Here is a 15,225-nt window from a genome sequence, read left to right on the forward strand (position 1 = left end):
AGCGGAAGAAGCGGGGCCCCGGATCAAGGCTCTCTTGAGCTTCCCGAAGGGTCCGGGGCGACGGGCATCGGCACGAAGCGGAGTACGCTTCATCAGCCTCGCCCCACTGGACCGCGACCTTCGCCGGCTCCTGAACCCCGGTCAGCAATATAAATCAGGTTCGAACGGGATATTTCCGATTGTTGCCGGGTTGGGCGCGCGAACGGTGGAGGAGCGCGGACCATGGCGACGGTGGCGGACACGCCGAGTGGAGCAGCACCGGCGCGTGGTGGTGAGCGGAAGCGCGCGACGCGGCCGCTGGAGGCGCTCAACTTCTTCATGGCGGACATGCAGGCGGGGATCGGCCCGTTTCTGGGCGTGTTCCTCCAGCAGCGCGGCTGGACCGCGGGGCCGATCGGATCGGTGATGACCGCCGGCGGGGTCGCCGGCATGCTGATGACCGTTCCGGCCGGCGCGTTCATCGACCATACCGAGAAGAAGCGGCTGGTGGTGATCGTCACCGGCATCTGCACGGTGATGGCGTCGTTCCTGATCCTGTTCTCGCAGGCCGGCTGGGTGGTGACGGTCAGTCAGGTCGCGACCGCGATCGCCGGGGCGGCGATCGGGCCGGCGGTGACCGGCATGACGCTGGGGATCGTCCGCCAGAAAGGCTTCAACGCGCAGAACGGGCGCAATCAGGCGTGGAACCACGCCGGCAACATGGTCGGCGCGGGGCTGTCGGGCTATCTCGGCTGGCGGTTCGGGATGCCGGCGATCTTCTATCTCGCGGCGGTGTTCGGGGTGCTGGCGATCACCAGCGTGTTGATGATCCCGGAGAAAGCGATCGATCACCGCGCCGCGCGCGGGCTGGAGAAGGGCGACGACGACGGCGCGGACGGCGGGCAGGCCGAAGGCTTTCGCGCGCTGCTCCGCAACCGGCCGATGCTGGCGCTTGCCGCCGCGCTGGCGTGTTTCCATCTGGGGAATGGCGCGATGCTGCCGCTCTACGGGCTGGCGGTGGTCGGCGCGGGGAAGGGCAATGCGGCGATCTTTACCGCCGAGACGGTGGTGGTGGCGCAGGCGGTGATGATCGTCGCCGCGCTGGTCGCGACGCGGATGTCGGCAGGCCGCGGTTACTGGCTGGTGCTGTTGATCTCGTTCGCGGCGCTCCCGGTGCGCGGCGCGCTGGCGGGGACGTTCATCGAACATTGGGGCGTGTGGCCGGTGCAGGCGCTCGACGGGATCGGCGCGGGATTGCAGAGCGTCGCGGTGCCCGGACTCGTCGCGTGCCTGTTGAACGGGACGGGCCGCGTCAATGTGGGTCAGGGCGCGGTGATGACGGTGCAGGGGGTCGGTGCATCGCTGAGCCCGGCGATCGGCGGATGGCTGGCGCAGGAACTCGGCTATCACGTTGCTTTCTATATTCTCGGAAGCTTCGCTTTGGTCAGCGTCGCGCTGTGGGTGGTGTTCGCGGGCGTGGTGCGCGAGGCGTGCGCGACGGCGCAGGCGTGACGCGGGCGCTGGCGGAGCGGCGGGCGTTGCGGCAGGGGGGCGGCATGTCGATCCTGTCCGGCCGCGCGCGATGATCCTTGCCACGGGGGCGACCTGGGCGATTTGCGCCGCTGCGACCGCGGGGGTGATCGCGCGGCCGTTCCGCTGGCCGGAGGCGATCTGGGCAGTGGCGGGCGCGGTGGCGCTGCTGCTGTTCGGGCTGGTGACGCCGGGCGACGCGCTGGCGGCGGTCGCGAAGGGCGGCGACGTCTATCTGTTCCTGATCGGGATGATGCTGCTGAGCGAGACCGCGCGCGAGCAGAGGCTGTTCGACTGGGTGGCGGCGACGGCGATCGGCCATGCCGGGGGGTCGCCGAGGCGGCTGTTCCTGCTGGTCTATGCGACCGGGGTCGTGACGACGACCTTCCTGTCGAACGACGCGACCGCGGTGGTGCTGACCCCGGCGGTCTATGCCGCCGCGCGCAAGGCGAAGGCCGAGCCGCTGCCGTTGCTGTTCGCCTGCGCGCTGATCGCCAATGCGGCGAGCTTCGTGCTGCCGATCTCGAACCCCGCCAATCTGGTGCTGTACGGGGGGAAGATGCCGCCGCTGGGGGCGTGGTTCGCGTCGTTTGCCTTGCCATCGGTGGCGGCGATCGTCGTCACGTTCTTCGCGTTGCGCCATGTCGAGCGCGCGCGGCTGACGGGCGGGTGCGAGGCGGCGGTGACGCGCGACCCGCTGAGTGGGCCGGGCAAGGCGGCGCTGGCAGGGATCGCGGCGACGGCCTTGCTGTTGCTGGTGGTGTCGGCGCTCGACCGGCCGCTGGGATTGCCGACCTGTGTCGCCGGGGTAGCGACGATGCTGGGGGTGGCGGCGCTGGTGAAGCGCTCGCCGGTCGACACGCTGCGCGCGGTGTCGTGGAGCGTGCTGCCGCTGGTCGCGGGGCTGTTCGTACTGGTCGAGGCGCTCGACCGCACCGGCGTGATCGCCTGGGTGGCGGACGGGCTGCGTAGCGTGGCGGCGGACCCGGTGCGCGGCGCGGCGTGGAGCGGGACGATCCTCGCCTTTGCGTCGAACCTGATGAACAACCTGCCCGCCGGGTTGATCGCGAGCACCGCCGTGGCGCAGGCGCAGCCGCCGCGGGTGATCGTCGATGCGCTGCTGATCGGGGTCGATCTCGGGCCGAACCTGTCGATCACCGGGAGCCTCGCGACGATCCTGTGGTTGCAGGCGATCCGGCGCGAGGGCGAGGATGTCGGCTTCTGGCGGTTTCTGAAGGTCGGCGTGGCGACGATGATCCCGGCGCTGGTCGCGGCGTTGGGGGTGCGGTTGCTGATCGGGTAAACCGTCATTGCGAGCGTAGCGCGGCAATCCAGTGCCGGACCAGGACGCCCTGGATTGCCGCGCTACACTCGCAATGACGAGGGATCACCGTTGCGCGCTGCGCAGTCTGGCGACGCCGATGCTGTCCATCAGCAGCTCATATTGCGCGGGCGAGAAACCGGCGTGGAGGAAGCGCTTCAGCTCCTCGGTCGGGATCGTATAGCCGTAATGCCAGCCGAGCACCGCGATGCGGCGCAGCGCCTCGAGCCGCTCGTCGGCGAGCATGTGGTTGTGCGGCGGCTTGAAGAGCACCGCCATCGCCTTGGCGATCCGGCCGGGCTTGTCGAGCGACCACAGCCGGTCCTTGCGCGCCAGCGCGACCACCGACCATTCGAGCGCGCTGAGCCGCGCCGGCGCGTCGGTCGGCAGCGGATCGGCGCACGGCGTGATGACGGTAGCGGGCAGCGGGGCGGTGGTGACGACCGAGCGATCGTCGTCGAGCATCAGATAGGCCATGGGCGAACTCCCTTGGAAACGGACGGGCGCAGTCGTTCCCGGCGTCGCGGACGACGGGTGGAAGCGCTGGCAGGTGAAAGGCAAAGAGCGGGCGGAGCGCGCCCGTCTCAAGACGCGCCGGTACGAACGAAGCGACGAGAAACCATCAGCGGCTCCTTCGAAGGGAAGGAACCGCGCTGGCTCCTTATTCCATACCGTGTGGTATATAAAGGGGTCGAAGGCCCGTCAACGGCTTTGTGTACCGATCGGTAATTTATTTTTCAATCAACTTGTCGGCCACATCGACAGCGCAATCGTCACCACGCCGTCGAGATCGGCGCGGGTCGCACCGGAGGTGGCGAGCACCGCCATGCCCTGCAGGATGGCATAGAGATAATAGGCCAGCCCCTGCGGATCGAGGTGTTGCGGCAGGTCGCCGTCCTGCCGCGCCTGTTCGAAGCGCGCGACCAGCGCGGCGTTCGAGGATTGCCGACGCTCCATGATGTGCGCCTTGATCGAATCGCCCTCCGCGCCGCAGGCGGTGGCGCTGATGACGCCCATGCAGCCCTTGGGATCGCAGGTGCTGGTCTGCGCCGCGACCGCGCCGCGCATGAAATGCTCCGCGACCGCGCGCGCGGTCGGCTGTTTCAGCGCCTCGCGGGTATAGGCGAGCTTCTCGGCCTCGTAGCGGTCGAGCGCCTGGTGGAAGAGCTGTTCCTTGTTGCCGAATGCGGCGTAGAGGCTGGGCTTGGTGATGCCCATCGCGGCGGTCAGGTCCGCCATCGACGCGCCGTCATAGCCCTTGGCCCAGAACACGCCGAGCGCCGCCGACAACGCGGCATCGGGACAGAATTCGCGCGGACGCCCACGGGTGGGAACGGGGGCGTCGGCGGTGGTGATCGATTCCATAACGGGCGGTATATAATCACGCCGACCCGCGGCGTCGAGGGGCGCTTGACCGGCCCGGTGCGCTCCCCGATACCGCCTGTGTCGATGTGGGAGAGACCGGGGCAGACCCGGCGCCGAAGGAGCAACCGCCCCGGAAACTCTCAGGCAGAAGGACCAGGTCGACGACGGACATCTGGAGAGAGGCGCGGGGCATTCCCTCGCGCCCGCCGACGGGATAGCGATCTCAGGCGCAAGGGACAGATGGGGCATGACGGCGCCGACGGGGCGTCCGGGGAGAGCACATGCACGTCGACACGACCCATCAGCCGCTCGACCGCTGCGCCACGCGCCCGATCAGCGTCGCGGAGCTGTTCACGATCGGCATCGGACCGTCGAGTTCGCATACCGTCGGGCCGATGCGCGCGGCGTTCGACTTCGCGCAGCGCGCGATCGGGCTGGCGCAGGACGTCGTCGCGGTGCGCTGCGACCTGTATGGCTCGCTGGCGCTGACCGGGCGCGGCCACGCCACCGACACCGCGGCGATCCTCGGGCTGGCGGGATGGGAGCCCGAGCGCGTCGACCCGGATGCCGCGCCGGCGGTGCTGGAGACGATCCGGGAGACCTCGCGGTTGCGGCTGGCGGGCGCGCGCACGATCCCGTTCGCCGAGGCGGCGGACATCGTCTTCCACCCGCGCGACTTCCTGCCCGAACATCCGAACGGGATCGGGTTCACCGCGCGGCTGGCCGACGGCACCGGCTATGCCGAGACCTATTTCTCGATCGGCGGCGGCGCGATCCTGCGCAAGGGCGCGCCGGTCGCGGCGGCGAACGTCGCGGTGCGCCATCCCTTTTCGTCGAGCGCCGAACTGCTCGCGCTCGGTGACGCGACCGGGCTGACGATCGCCGAACTGGTCCGCGCCAACGAGGAGGCGTGGCGCAGTGGTGCGGAGGCGGACGCCTTCCTCGACGCGGTCCATGCGGCCATGAACGCGTGCATCGATCGCGGGATCGCGCAGGACGGATTGCTGCCCGGCGGACTCAAGGTGCGGCGGCGGGCGCGCGCGCTGGAACAGGCGCTGACCGGCAACACGCCCGGGCGCAACCCGGCCGAGGTGTTCGAATGGGTCAGCCTGTGGGCGTTGGCGGTCAACGAGGAGAATGCGGCGGGCGGGCGGGTCGTCACCGCGCCGACCAATGGCGCGGCCGGGGTGCTGCCGGCGGTGCTGCGCTTCTACGAGACCCTGGTCGCGCAGACCAAGCCCGCGCCGGTGCGGCAGGCGGGGGTGCGCTGCTTCCTCTACACCGCGGCGGCGATCGGGATGCTCTACAAGAAGCGCGCGTCGATCTCGGCGGCGGAAATGGGGTGCCAGGGCGAGGTCGGCGTCGCCTGCTCGATGGCGGCGGGCGCGCTGGCGGCGGTGCTGGGCGGCACCAACCGCCAGATCGAGAATGCCGCCGAGATCGGGATGGAGCATAACCTCGGGCTGACCTGCGATCCGATCGGCGGGCTGGTGCAGATCCCGTGCATCGAGCGCAACACGATGGGCGCGGTGAAGGCGATCAACGCCGCCTATCTGGCGCTGCGCGGCGACGGCAGCCATGTCGTCAGCCTCGACGCGGTGATCGAGACGATGCGCCAGACCGGCGAGGACATGCGGACGCAATATAAGGAGACCAGTCTCGGCGGGCTGGCGGTGAACGTCGTGGAATGTTGATCCATGCGCCTGCCCTGGATCAAGGACATGGCGACGCATCTGTCATGACCTGTTTTAACCCCGCTGGCCGGTTCCGGGGCACTCGCGCGCGCGAAGACGGTTGTAGAGCGGACGCCTTCGGGCGTAATCCAGATTTGGATCGTGTCGGATCGGAGTATGCGTGACCCCCGAACTACCCCCTGCGCTGCTCGATTACCTGCGCCAGTCGCGCGTGGCGCTGGCGATCGCGACTGCCGATGACGACAATCATCTGCTCGCGGTCAGCGACCGCTTCTGCCAGCTGACCGGCTATACGCCGGAGGACGTGCTCGGGCGCAATTGCCGGATGTTGCAGCGCTCCGCGCCCAATACCGAGCCGCGCGAGCGGTTGCGCGAGTTTCTCGCCAACCCGCGGCAGGAGAATGTCCGCACGCCGATCGTCAATTTCCGCAAGGACGGGACGCCGTTCGTCAACCTGCTGTACATGTCGCGGCTGCGCGCGATCGACGGGTCGGCCGATTACATCTTCGCTTCGCAATTCGATGTCAGCCGCTCGCAGCCCGACCTGCTGAGCGAGTACGATTCCGAGCTTGGCCGGACGCTCGGGCGGCTGTCGCCGATCGCGGGCGATGCCGGGATCGTCGTCGAGGGCACGCTGCTGACGATCGCCAACAGCGCCGCGACGGTGGCGCAGGCCAAGATGATGCTCGCCGGACTGGAGCACGATTATCGTGCATAACGCCGGCGGCGCCCGCCTCACGCCCGCCGCGACCGGACGGACCGTTCCGGTGGTCGGGATCGGCGCATCGGCGGGCGGGCTGGAGGCGTTGCGCGAGATGCTCGCGCCGGCACAGCGCCCGACCGGGCTGGCGTTCGTGGTCGTCCAGCATCTCGACCCCAATCACGAAAGCATGCTCGCCGAACTGCTCGACCGCGCCACCGCGCTGGAGGTGCTGCAGAGCGCGGGCGGTGAGCGAATCGAGGCCGACAAGGTCTATATCATCCCGCCCGGGCGCGGGCTGGCGATCCGCGACGGCGTGCTGGAGCTGACCGACTTCGCGCAGCCGCGCGGAATGCGGCGCCCGATCGACGACTTCTTCCAGTCGCTGGCGAGCGACCAGCAATCGAACGCCGCCTGCGTGATCCTGTCGGGGACCGGCGCGGACGGGACGACCGGGCTGCGCGCGATCAAGGAGAACGGCGGCGTCGGGGTCGTCCAGCAGCCGGAGAGCGCGCGCTACGACGGGATGCCGCTGTCGGCGGTTGGCACCGGGCTGATCGATTTCGTCAAGCCGGCGGGGGAGATCCTCGATTGCCTGCGCGGCTTCTTCGGGCGGCGCAACACCGAAACGGGCGAGGCCGAGGCCGGGGTGGTCGCGGACCATGTCGACGAATTGTGCCGCGTGCTGCGCAACGCGATCGGGCACGACTTTTCGGGGTACAAGCGCTCGACGCTGATCCGCCGGGTCGAACGGCGGATGCACGTGCTGGGGATCGATACCGGGCGCGCCTATCTGACGCGGGTGCGCAGCGACGCCGATGAGTGCGAGGCGCTGTTCCGCGACCTGCTCATCAACGTCACGCGCTTCTTCCGCGATGCCGAGGCGTTCGAGACGCTGCGCCAGCAGGTGGTCGAGCCGCTGCTGCGCGAGCGCGCCACCGACGATGACCTGCGCGTCTGGGTGCCCGGCTGTTCGAGCGGCGAGGAAGCCTATACGATCGCGATGCTGTTCGCGGAGGCGGCGCGCACCTCCGGCCAGCCGCTGGCGGTGCAGATCTTCGCCACCGATATCGACGAGCAGATGCTGACGATTGCGCGCGAGGGCAGCTATCCGGCCGCCGCGCTCGTCGACCTGCCGCCCGCGCTGCGCGAGCGTTACACCGTGCCGCACGCCGAGCGGTTCACGATCGCGGGCCAGATCCGCGACATGATCCGCTTTTCGAATCATAGCGTGGTCAAGGATCCGCCTTTCTCGCGGATCGATCTGGTGTCGTGCCGCAACCTGCTGATCTACTTCGACGATCGCTTGCAGCAATCGGTGCTGCCCTTGTTCCATTACGCGCTGCGTCCGGGTGGCTTCCTGTTCCTGGGGCCGTCGGAGAGCATCGGGCGGTTCGAGCATCTGTTCACCGTCGTCGATCAGCATGCGCGGCTTTTCGAGCGCGCGCCGGGTGCGCCGAGCTATCCGATCGACCTGCCCGGCAACGCGCGCCCGACCGGGCTGCGGCGCGAGCGCGACGGGCGCGGCGACAGCGCTGCGCTGACCACCGAGAGCGTCGCGATCCGCCGGATCGTCGATCGCTATGCCCCGGCCAGCCTGATCGTCGATCAGGACGGCGGGATCACCGCCGCCTACGGCAAGCTGAGCCGCTATTTCGAATTTCCGGTGACGCGCACCGGCGGGAGCAGCGCGGTCAATCTCGCACGGCCCGGGCTGCGCACCGTGATCGGGCCGCTGCTGCGGCAGGCGCGCGACGAGCGGCGGCGGGTGGTGGCGCGCGATGTCGAGGTCGAGACCGATTATGGCGTGCAGCCGGTCGAGGTGATCTGCGATCCGCTCGGCGACGGCACGTTGCTGTTCGTGTTCCGCGACAGCGGCGCGTTCCGCCCGGCCGATCAGGGCGAGCTGGAGGACCTGACCGCCACCGACGATCATCTGGAGGCGATCGAGGACGAGTTGCGGCTGACGCGGCACCGGCTGCGCACCGCGATCGAGGAACTGGAGACCGCCAACGAGGAGCTGAAAAGCTCCAACGAAGAAATGATGTCGATGAACGAGGAGCTTCAATCGACGAACGAGGAATTGTCGACCGTCAACGACGAGCTGAAGAGCAAGGTCGAGCAATTGACGGTCGCGATCTCCGACCTGCGCAACTTCCATCAGTCGACCGAACTGGCGGTGGTGGTGCTGGATGCCGAGCTGAAGGTGCGCAGCTATACCGACGCGGCGGTGTCGATCTTCCCGTTGCAGCCCGCCGACCGCGGGCGGCCGCTGAGCGATGTGGCGAGCCGGCTGCGCGGCAGCGATTATCTGGAGGATGCGCGTGCGGTCGCGGCGGGCGCGCCCGCGACGCAGCGGCGTGTGACGACCAGCGATGGCGACCGCGTGCTGTCGCTGCGCGTGCTGCCGTATCGCACGCAGAGCGGCGCGGTCGACGGCACGACGCTGGTGCTGACCGACATCACCGAGGCGCTGTCGCTCGAACGGCAGCTCGCCGCCGAGCGCGAACGGCTCGATCTGGCGATCAAGGCGGCCGGGATCGGCGTCTGGGAATATTGCCCCGAGACCGGCGAGACGGTGCTCGACGGGGTCGAGCAGCGGCTGTTCGGCATGGCCGGCGAGGAAGCGACCCGCATCGACCCGCTGCTCGACCGGATCGAGCCCGAGGATCGCGGCGCGGTGGAAACCGCGCTGCGCCGCGCGGTGGAGCGCAACGGCGATTACGAGGCGACGTTCCGCTTGCGCCCGATCGAGGGCAAGGCGCGCTGGATCAAGGGGTTCGGGCGCGTGATCGCGGGGAGCAACCCGCCGCGGCTGGTCGGCGTGTCGATCGACGTGACCCCCGAATATACGCTGGCGGAAACGCGCGAGCTGATGCTGCGCGAAATGAACCACCGCGTGAAGAACCTGTTCGCGGTGATCGCCGGCATGATCACCGTCGCGGCGCGCAACCATGACGAGGTGCGGCCGTTCGCGACCGACCTGCGCCACCGGATCGCGGCGCTGGGCAGCGCGCACTCGCTGGCCTCGCCGGCCGGGCAGCCGCAGGCGATCGGGCTCGACGAGCTGGTCGCCGCGACGCTCGCACCCTATCGCGACCATTCGCACATCGTCGTGGAAGGGCCGAAGGTTGCGCTGAACCGGCAATGCCTGTCGTCACTAGCGCTGATCCTCCACGAATGGGCGACCAATTCGGTGAAATACGGTGCCCTATGCGGCGAGAACCGCGTCGGGGAGCCGGATGGCGGCACCGGGTTGACGGTGCGCTGGCGGGTGAGCGGCGACGGGCTGGAACTCGACTGGGACGAGATCGGGCCCGGCGATCTTGACGCCGATGCGCCGCAGCGCGGCTTCGGCTCGTTGCTGGTCGACACAAGTGTCCGACAATTACTTGGCGAGGTACGGAGCGAGGCGGCGGGGCGATCGTTCCGGCTGCGTATGAAACTGCCTGCGAGTGTGCTTGCCCGTGACTGATCGCGCGAATACCGACGTCCTGCTGGTCGAGGACGAATTGTTCATCGCGCTCGATCTGCAGGAGACGATCGAGGAGGCGGGGTTCCGCGTGGTGGGTCCGTGCGCGACGGTGGTCGAGGCCGAGGCGGCGATCGAGCGACACGCGGGGCGGTTCGCCGCGGCGGTGCTGGACGTGCGGCTGGCGGACGGCACGGTGTTTCCGGCCGCGGACCGGCTACATGCGGCGGGGGTGCCGCTGCTGTTCCATTCCGGCCATGCCGATGATGCGGCGCTGCGGCTGCGCTATCCCAGCGCGACGGTGTGCCCCAAGCCGAGCGCGCCGGATGCGTTGGCGCGGGCGCTGCGCGGCTGCGCGGCTGCGCGGGGCGGCGCGAGGCGGCGTAGCGCCTGAGAAGGAAGAAGCGGAAACCCGAACCGGGTTCGGGACGGAGGAAAAGGGGAGAGCTAACGCTCCCCCCGTTTTCTTTTACTTGCCGCGCAGCGTGTTGAGCAGCGCGAGACCGATCACGCCACCCACCGCGGCGGCGGCGAACGGACGCTCGTTCATGAAGCGGCGCGCCTGGTCGATCAGCGGACGGACACTGTCCTTGGCCTCGCCATAGGTCTTCTGCACGGTGCCCTCGGCCCGATCGGCCGAACCCTCGGCGCGCAGCTTGTCGTCGCCGAATGCCTTGCCGAGGCCTTCCTTGAGCTTGCCGCCCAGATCGGTGGTCGTGCCGGTCAGCGTATCGCTGTTCATCGAACGTCTCCTTGTTTAGGTTCGCCGGGCATAACCGGGATCAAGGGCGGTTCGTTCCGTCGGCTTCAGGCTTTGCGCAATGACGAACTAGGCGATTGCGAGCCTGGCGGTCGCCGCCTCGCGCAGATGCGCTTCCAGCTCGGCGGCGCGGTGCTGCGCGGTGTGTTCGGCGAGGACGCGCGCGCGGCCGGCGGTGCCGATCGCGTCGAGATCGGGGCGGCCGAGCGCCGCTGCGACATCGTCGCCGGTGTCGGCGAGCAGGATCTCGGTGTCGGGCGTCAGCAGTTCGTCGATGCCCGGCCAGCGGTCCGAGACGATCGGCGTGCCGCAGGCGGTCGCCTCGAACAGCCGCACCGAGGGCGACCAGCCGGCGGCGATCATGTCGGCGCGGGTGACGTTGAGCGTCGCGCGGCTCGCCGAATAGAAATCGGCATGGTCGGCAGGGGGGAGATGCTCGATCCGCTCGACGTTCGCGGGCCAGTCGATCGTGTCGGGATATTGCGGCCCGGCGACGACGAAGCGCATCTCCGGATGGCGGCGCGCGGGCTCGATCAGCAGCCGCTCGAGCGTCGGCTGGCGATCGTCGCTGTAGGTGCCGAGATACGACAGGTCCCAGCGCTTGTCCGCGCCGGTCGGGCGGTAGCGATCGGCGTCGACCGAGCAATAAAGCGCGCGCGCGGCGGGGCTCTTGTAGCGTTCCTCGATCAGCCGCAGCGTCGGGCCACCGGTGAACGAACAATAGACGTCGTAGCCGGGGATGACCTCGGGCGAGACATAATCGCACGCGCCGCGCGCCAGCTTGGCGAGCGTGACCGGCGTGTCGATGTCGTAGAAGGTGGTGACGCCGCGCGCCCATTGCTGGACCAGCTTGCCGACCTCGACGCCGTTGGGGACGTAGGAGCCGACCATCACCGCATCGGCCTGCTCGATCTCGGCGCGCCAGTCCGCCAGCGCGGCGAGGCTGTCGTAGAGTTCGAGCCGGCAATAATCGGGCGCGGGTTCGTCGCGGTGCGCGGCATACCAGGGCATGTCGCGTTCGAGGAACAGCACGTCATGCCCGCGCGCGGCGAAGGCGCGGAGCAGCGCGCGGAAGGTGGTGGCGTGGCCGTTGCCCCAGCTGGAGCTGAGCGAGAGGCCGAGCACGACGAGCTTCATCACGCGGCCTCGCGCTGACGGGCGGCGTGCGCCTTGAAGAGCGTGTCGACCTGCGCACCGCGGAGGTCATAGGTGTGTTCGGCGAGCACCCGCTTGAGCGCGGCCTGGCCGATCGCCTCCGCGCGCTCGGTGGTGAGCGCGGCGAGGTGGTCGGCGACGTCCTGACCGTCGCGCGCGACCAGCACTTCGCGGTCGGGCGTGAGGAACAGCTCGATCCCCTCCCACGCATCGGTGATGAGGCAGGCGGCGGCGCCGGCGGCCTCGAAGACGCGTGTCGCGGGCGAGAAGCCGATGTGCGCCATCGAATCGCGCGCGACGTTGAGGACCGCGCGCGGCGTGCAGTTGAACGCGTTGTGCTCGGCGGTGAAGACATGGCCGCGGTGGCGGACGTTGCCGGGCATCGCCTTGCTGTCCCAACCGTTGCCGCCGATCAGGAAGCTTTGTTGCGGGAGCAGCGCGGCGGGGCGGAGGAAGAATTCCTCGACGCGTGCCTCGCGATCGGGGAGGCGGTTGCCGAGGAAAGCGAGGTCGCACGCGAAGCGGTCGTCGGCGGGGACCGGGTGGTGGGTCTGCGGATCGAGCGCGTTGTAGACGGGGATGCACTGCGCCGCGCCGAAGCCGCGATAGGCGTTTACGACCGGATCGCCGCCGCCGTAGGTCAGCACCATGTCGAGGTGCGGCAGCGCGGCGGTGACCGGATGATCGGGGTCGGCGCGCATCTCGTCGAGTGTCGCGGCGGCGTCGACGTCCCAGAAGATCTTGAGCGCGTCGGGGCGGGCGTGCGCGATGATGCCTTCGAGCAATTCGCGGTCGAACACGCCGACGCCGTTCGCCTTGACGACGATATCGGCGTTGGCGGCCTCGGCCAGCACCTCGCGCAGCGCGTCGTGCGTCGCGGGATAGACGACGACCTTGGCGTAGGCGGGCGGATCGATGTCGCGATGCTGCTGCCGCTCGAACGCGTCGGGTTCGTAGAAGGTGATGTCATAGCCGCGCTCGCCGAGCGCGCGCAGGATGCCGCGGTAATAGGTCGCGGCACCGTTCCAGTAGGAAGACAGCAGGCTGGACCCGTAAAAGGCGATCTTCACGCTGGGATGCTCCGTGAATGCGAGGGGGCGTCGAGCTGCGCGAGGATCGCGAGCAGTTCGTCGACGCGGTGCGCGCAGGTGTGGCGCGCGCGGATGGTGTCGAGCCCGGCGGCGGCGAGCGACGCGCGCAGGGCGGCGTCGTGGCGCAGATCGCGGAGGATGCGCGTCATCTCCGCAGGCGTTTGCGCGAACAGGAAGTCGGTGCCGGGGCGGAAGAGGTGTTCGGCATCGTCCCATGGCGCACTGGCGAGCGGCAGGCCGCACGCCAAGGCCTCGAAGACTCGGATCGTCGGGATGCCGGGCAGGATCGTCGTGTAATAGCGGCGCGGCACATGGACGGTCGCCAGCGCGCGCGCGAACAGCGCGGGCGCGGCGGCATTGGGCGCCCAGCCGTGATAGCGCGCGCCGTAGGCCGCGAGCATCGCCTTGCCGTCGTCGGGATAGCGGACGCCATAGATGTCGAGCGGCAGCCCGGCATCGCGCGCGGGGGCGAGCAGATAATTCTCGATCTCGGCAGTGCGCTCACCGTCGCCCCAATTGCCGATCCAGACGAGTCCATCGCGGTGCTCGCCGTCGACGGGGAAGAAGCGGCGCGTGTCGGCGGCTTCGTGCCACGTCCAGACGCGATCGCCCCAGCCCCAGTCGCGATAGACGCGCGACAGCGCTTCGCCGAACGCGAGCACGCCGTCATAGCCGTCGAGGTCGTAGGCGCGCATCTCCTCGGGCGCGCTGACCGCGCGGTGGTGCGTGTCGTGGAACAGCAAGGTGAAGCGCGCGCCGTCGCGGCGGAGTTTGCCGAGCGCGGCGACCAGATCGTGCGCGTTCCATTCGTGGACGATCACCACGTCCGCACCGTCGACCAGTTCGGTCAGGTCGGCGTCGGGAGCAAAGGTCTGCGACGACAGTTCGGGATAGGCGGCGCGGTAGGCGTCGAGCCCGGCCTCGCCGTTGTCGGCGAGCAGGTTTTCGAGGCTCCACGCACCGGCCGGTTCGTAGACGCGCACGTCATGTCCCCGCGCGATCAGCTCCGAGAGCACGCCGCGCAGGAAATGCGCGTTGCCGTGGTTCCAGCACGAGGCGAGACTGTGGGTGAAATAGACCAGCTTCATGCGGCGGCTCGCGCGCCGGTGGCGGTGACGCGATCGAACAGCGCAGCCATGGCGCGCGCGGTTTGTTCGGGCGCGTAAGCGAGCGCGCGGCTGCGGGCGAGCGCACCGCGGGCGAGCCGCCGGTCGGTGTCGGCGGCGAGCGCGGCGATCGCGTGCGCAAAGCCCTCGGCATCATCGACGGCGACGAAGGTCGCGACGCCGTCCCACAATTCGCGGAAGGTCGGGATGTCGGACAGGACCAGCGCGCAGCCGGTCAGCGCCGCCTCCAGCACCGCCAGCCCGAACGGCTCGTAACAAGCCGCCGAGGCGAAGATCGGGCGCGTCGAGAGTGCGGCGGCGATCGCGGCGTCGCTGATCCGCCCGAGCGGTTCGAGGTGGTGGAGCTTGTGATGCTCGCCATGCGGACCGCGCGCCGGGCCGGCGGCGCGGAACGGCAGCGGCAGCAAGGCGGCGGCGCGATCGAGCGTTGCGATGTTCTTGCCACGGTCCCACAGCCGGCCGGCGGTAAAGGCCCGTGTGTACAGCGCGCCGGTGGCGGCCGGCAGCGTGCGGCCGTTGTGGATCGCCAGCGGCGGGGCGGGCAGTGCGTAGAGACGCTGGACCGTCGCGGCGAAGGCGCGGGTCGGGCAGACGATCGCGTCGGCCCGCGCGAGGCCGCGCGCGACCAGCTCGGTCTGCCACGCGAGATCGGCGGGGAGCGGGCCATGTTCGACCGCCTCCCACCAGCTTGCGACGCAGCTATGCACCACCGCGACGACCGGCATCGCGAAATCGGCGATCGCGAGCGCGGGCTGGTTGAGCTGGACGACATCGACTGCGCGCGCCGCGGCGAGCGCGGCGATCGCATCGGCAGCGACCGAAACCGCCTGCGCGTCGGTGGCGAGCCAGTCGAGCGGGAGGCGGGTGTCGATCAGGGTGACGCCGGCTGCTTCGGCCTGCGCGTGATGCGCGGGCGAGGGGGCGGGGCCAAGCGTGGCGAGGTCGACCGACCAGCCGGTGCGGACCAGATCGCCGGCGAGCTGAAGCGCATATTGCCAGACGCCGCCGATCGCGTCGGCGGTCATCAACAG

General features: G+C 69.6%; 13 protein-coding genes and 1 riboswitch. Of the genes, 6 read left to right on the top strand and 7 right to left on the bottom strand.

Annotated elements, in window-relative coordinates:
• The first annotated feature begins 222 nt into the window (after positions 1 to 222).
• Positions 223 to 1,491 (top strand): MFS transporter, encoded by a 1,269-nt coding sequence (locus FHS97_RS03830; RefSeq protein WP_184033356.1) that lies wholly within the window; start codon positions 223 to 225, stop codon positions 1,489 to 1,491.
• A gap of 70 nt (positions 1,492 to 1,561) precedes the next feature.
• Positions 1,562 to 2,812 carry an arsenic transporter gene (locus FHS97_RS03835; RefSeq protein ID WP_184033358.1) on the top strand — a complete coding sequence of 417 codons (1,251 nt, stop codon included), beginning with the start codon at positions 1,562 to 1,564 and terminating at the stop codon, positions 2,810 to 2,812.
• A gap of 84 nt (positions 2,813 to 2,896) precedes the next feature.
• Here the strand turns inward: FHS97_RS03835 and FHS97_RS03840 are convergent, their stop codons facing one another.
• Both FHS97_RS03840 and FHS97_RS03845 read right to left on the bottom strand, forming a co-directional pair.
• On the bottom strand, positions 2,897 to 3,307 hold the full coding sequence (locus FHS97_RS03840) for a hypothetical protein (RefSeq protein ID WP_246346426.1): 411 nt from the start codon (positions 3,305 to 3,307) through the stop codon (positions 2,897 to 2,899).
• Positions 3,308 to 3,571: 264 nt separating this feature from the next.
• A complete protein-coding gene (locus tag FHS97_RS03845; protein ID WP_184033360.1) occupies positions 3,572 to 4,195 on the bottom strand; it encodes a TetR/AcrR family transcriptional regulator in 624 nt (207 codons plus the stop codon).
• A gap of 77 nt (positions 4,196 to 4,272) precedes the next feature.
• Positions 4,273 to 4,361, top strand: a riboswitch (glycine riboswitch).
• Positions 4,362 to 4,476: 115 nt separating this feature from the next.
• Between FHS97_RS03845 and FHS97_RS03850 the strand changes: the two genes are divergently transcribed.
• The 4 genes from FHS97_RS03850 (at position 4,477) to FHS97_RS03865 (ending at position 10,455) form a co-directional block, all read left to right on the top strand.
• A complete protein-coding gene (locus FHS97_RS03850) occupies positions 4,477 to 5,889 on the top strand; it encodes an L-serine ammonia-lyase (RefSeq protein WP_184033362.1) in 1,413 nt (470 codons plus the stop codon).
• Positions 5,890 to 6,049: 160 nt separating this feature from the next.
• Entirely contained in the window at positions 6,050 to 6,607 is a 558-nt protein-coding gene (locus FHS97_RS03855) for a PAS domain-containing protein (protein ID WP_184033364.1), read from the top strand.
• On the top strand, positions 6,600 to 10,064 hold the full coding sequence (locus FHS97_RS03860; RefSeq protein ID WP_343053359.1) for a CheR family methyltransferase: 3,465 nt from the start codon (positions 6,600 to 6,602) through the stop codon (positions 10,062 to 10,064). Before FHS97_RS03855 ends, FHS97_RS03860 begins: the two co-directional genes overlap by 8 nt.
• On the top strand, positions 10,057 to 10,455 hold the full coding sequence (locus FHS97_RS03865) for a response regulator (protein ID WP_343053360.1): 399 nt from the start codon (positions 10,057 to 10,059) through the stop codon (positions 10,453 to 10,455). The genes FHS97_RS03860 and FHS97_RS03865 overlap by 8 nt, the downstream gene beginning before the upstream one ends.
• Positions 10,456 to 10,530: 75 nt before the next feature.
• Here FHS97_RS03865 and FHS97_RS03870 read toward each other — a convergent pair whose 3' ends face one another.
• The 5 genes from FHS97_RS03870 to FHS97_RS03890 form a co-directional block, all read right to left on the bottom strand.
• A complete protein-coding gene (locus FHS97_RS03870; protein ID WP_184033366.1) occupies positions 10,531 to 10,803 on the bottom strand; it encodes a CsbD family protein in 273 nt (90 codons plus the stop codon).
• Between the two features lie 87 nt (positions 10,804 to 10,890).
• Complete coding sequence (locus FHS97_RS03875; protein ID WP_184034078.1) at positions 10,891 to 11,958, bottom strand: CgeB family protein; 1,068 nt, start codon at positions 11,956 to 11,958, stop codon at positions 10,891 to 10,893.
• On the bottom strand, positions 11,958 to 13,046 hold the full coding sequence (locus FHS97_RS03880; RefSeq protein WP_184033368.1) for a glycosyltransferase family protein: 1,089 nt from the start codon (positions 13,044 to 13,046) through the stop codon (positions 11,958 to 11,960). The genes FHS97_RS03875 and FHS97_RS03880 overlap by 1 nt, the downstream gene beginning before the upstream one ends.
• Positions 13,043 to 14,155, bottom strand: coding sequence for a CgeB family protein (locus FHS97_RS03885; RefSeq protein ID WP_184033370.1), 1,113 nt, complete (start codon positions 14,153 to 14,155; stop codon positions 13,043 to 13,045). Before FHS97_RS03885 ends, FHS97_RS03880 begins: the two co-directional genes overlap by 4 nt.
• The gene (locus FHS97_RS03890) at positions 14,152 to 15,219 is read right to left on the bottom strand and encodes a glycosyltransferase family 4 protein (RefSeq protein WP_184033372.1); all 1,068 of its coding nucleotides are present in this window, start codon (positions 15,217 to 15,219) and stop codon (positions 14,152 to 14,154) included. Before FHS97_RS03890 ends, FHS97_RS03885 begins: the two co-directional genes overlap by 4 nt.
• Positions 15,220 to 15,225: the final 6 nt, after the last annotated feature.

The organism is Sphingomonas endophytica (assembly GCF_014199415.1).
Lineage (GTDB): Bacteria > Pseudomonadota > Alphaproteobacteria > Sphingomonadales > Sphingomonadaceae > Sphingomonas > Sphingomonas endophytica.

Coding starts and splice junctions, on each gene's coding strand:
- FHS97_RS03830 (WP_184033356.1), top strand. CDS start 223: ATGGCGACGGTGGCGGACACGCCGAGTGGAGCAGCACCGGCGCGTGGT.
- FHS97_RS03835 (WP_184033358.1), top strand. CDS start 1,562: ATGATCCTTGCCACGGGGGCGACCTGGGCGATTTGCGCCGCTGCGACC.
- FHS97_RS03840 (WP_246346426.1), bottom strand. CDS start 3,307: ATGGCCTATCTGATGCTCGACGACGATCGCTCGGTCGTCACCACCGCC.
- FHS97_RS03845 (WP_184033360.1), bottom strand. CDS start 4,195: ATGGAATCGATCACCACCGCCGACGCCCCCGTTCCCACCCGTGGGCGT.
- FHS97_RS03850 (WP_184033362.1), top strand. CDS start 4,477: ATGCACGTCGACACGACCCATCAGCCGCTCGACCGCTGCGCCACGCGC.
- FHS97_RS03870 (WP_184033366.1), bottom strand. CDS start 10,803: ATGAACAGCGATACGCTGACCGGCACGACCACCGATCTGGGCGGCAAG.
- FHS97_RS03875 (WP_184034078.1), bottom strand. CDS start 11,958: ATGAAGCTCGTCGTGCTCGGCCTCTCGCTCAGCTCCAGCTGGGGCAAC.
- FHS97_RS03885 (WP_184033370.1), bottom strand. CDS start 14,155: ATGAAGCTGGTCTATTTCACCCACAGTCTCGCCTCGTGCTGGAACCAC.
- FHS97_RS03890 (WP_184033372.1), bottom strand. CDS start 15,219: ATGACCGCCGACGCGATCGGCGGCGTCTGGCAATATGCGCTTCAGCTC.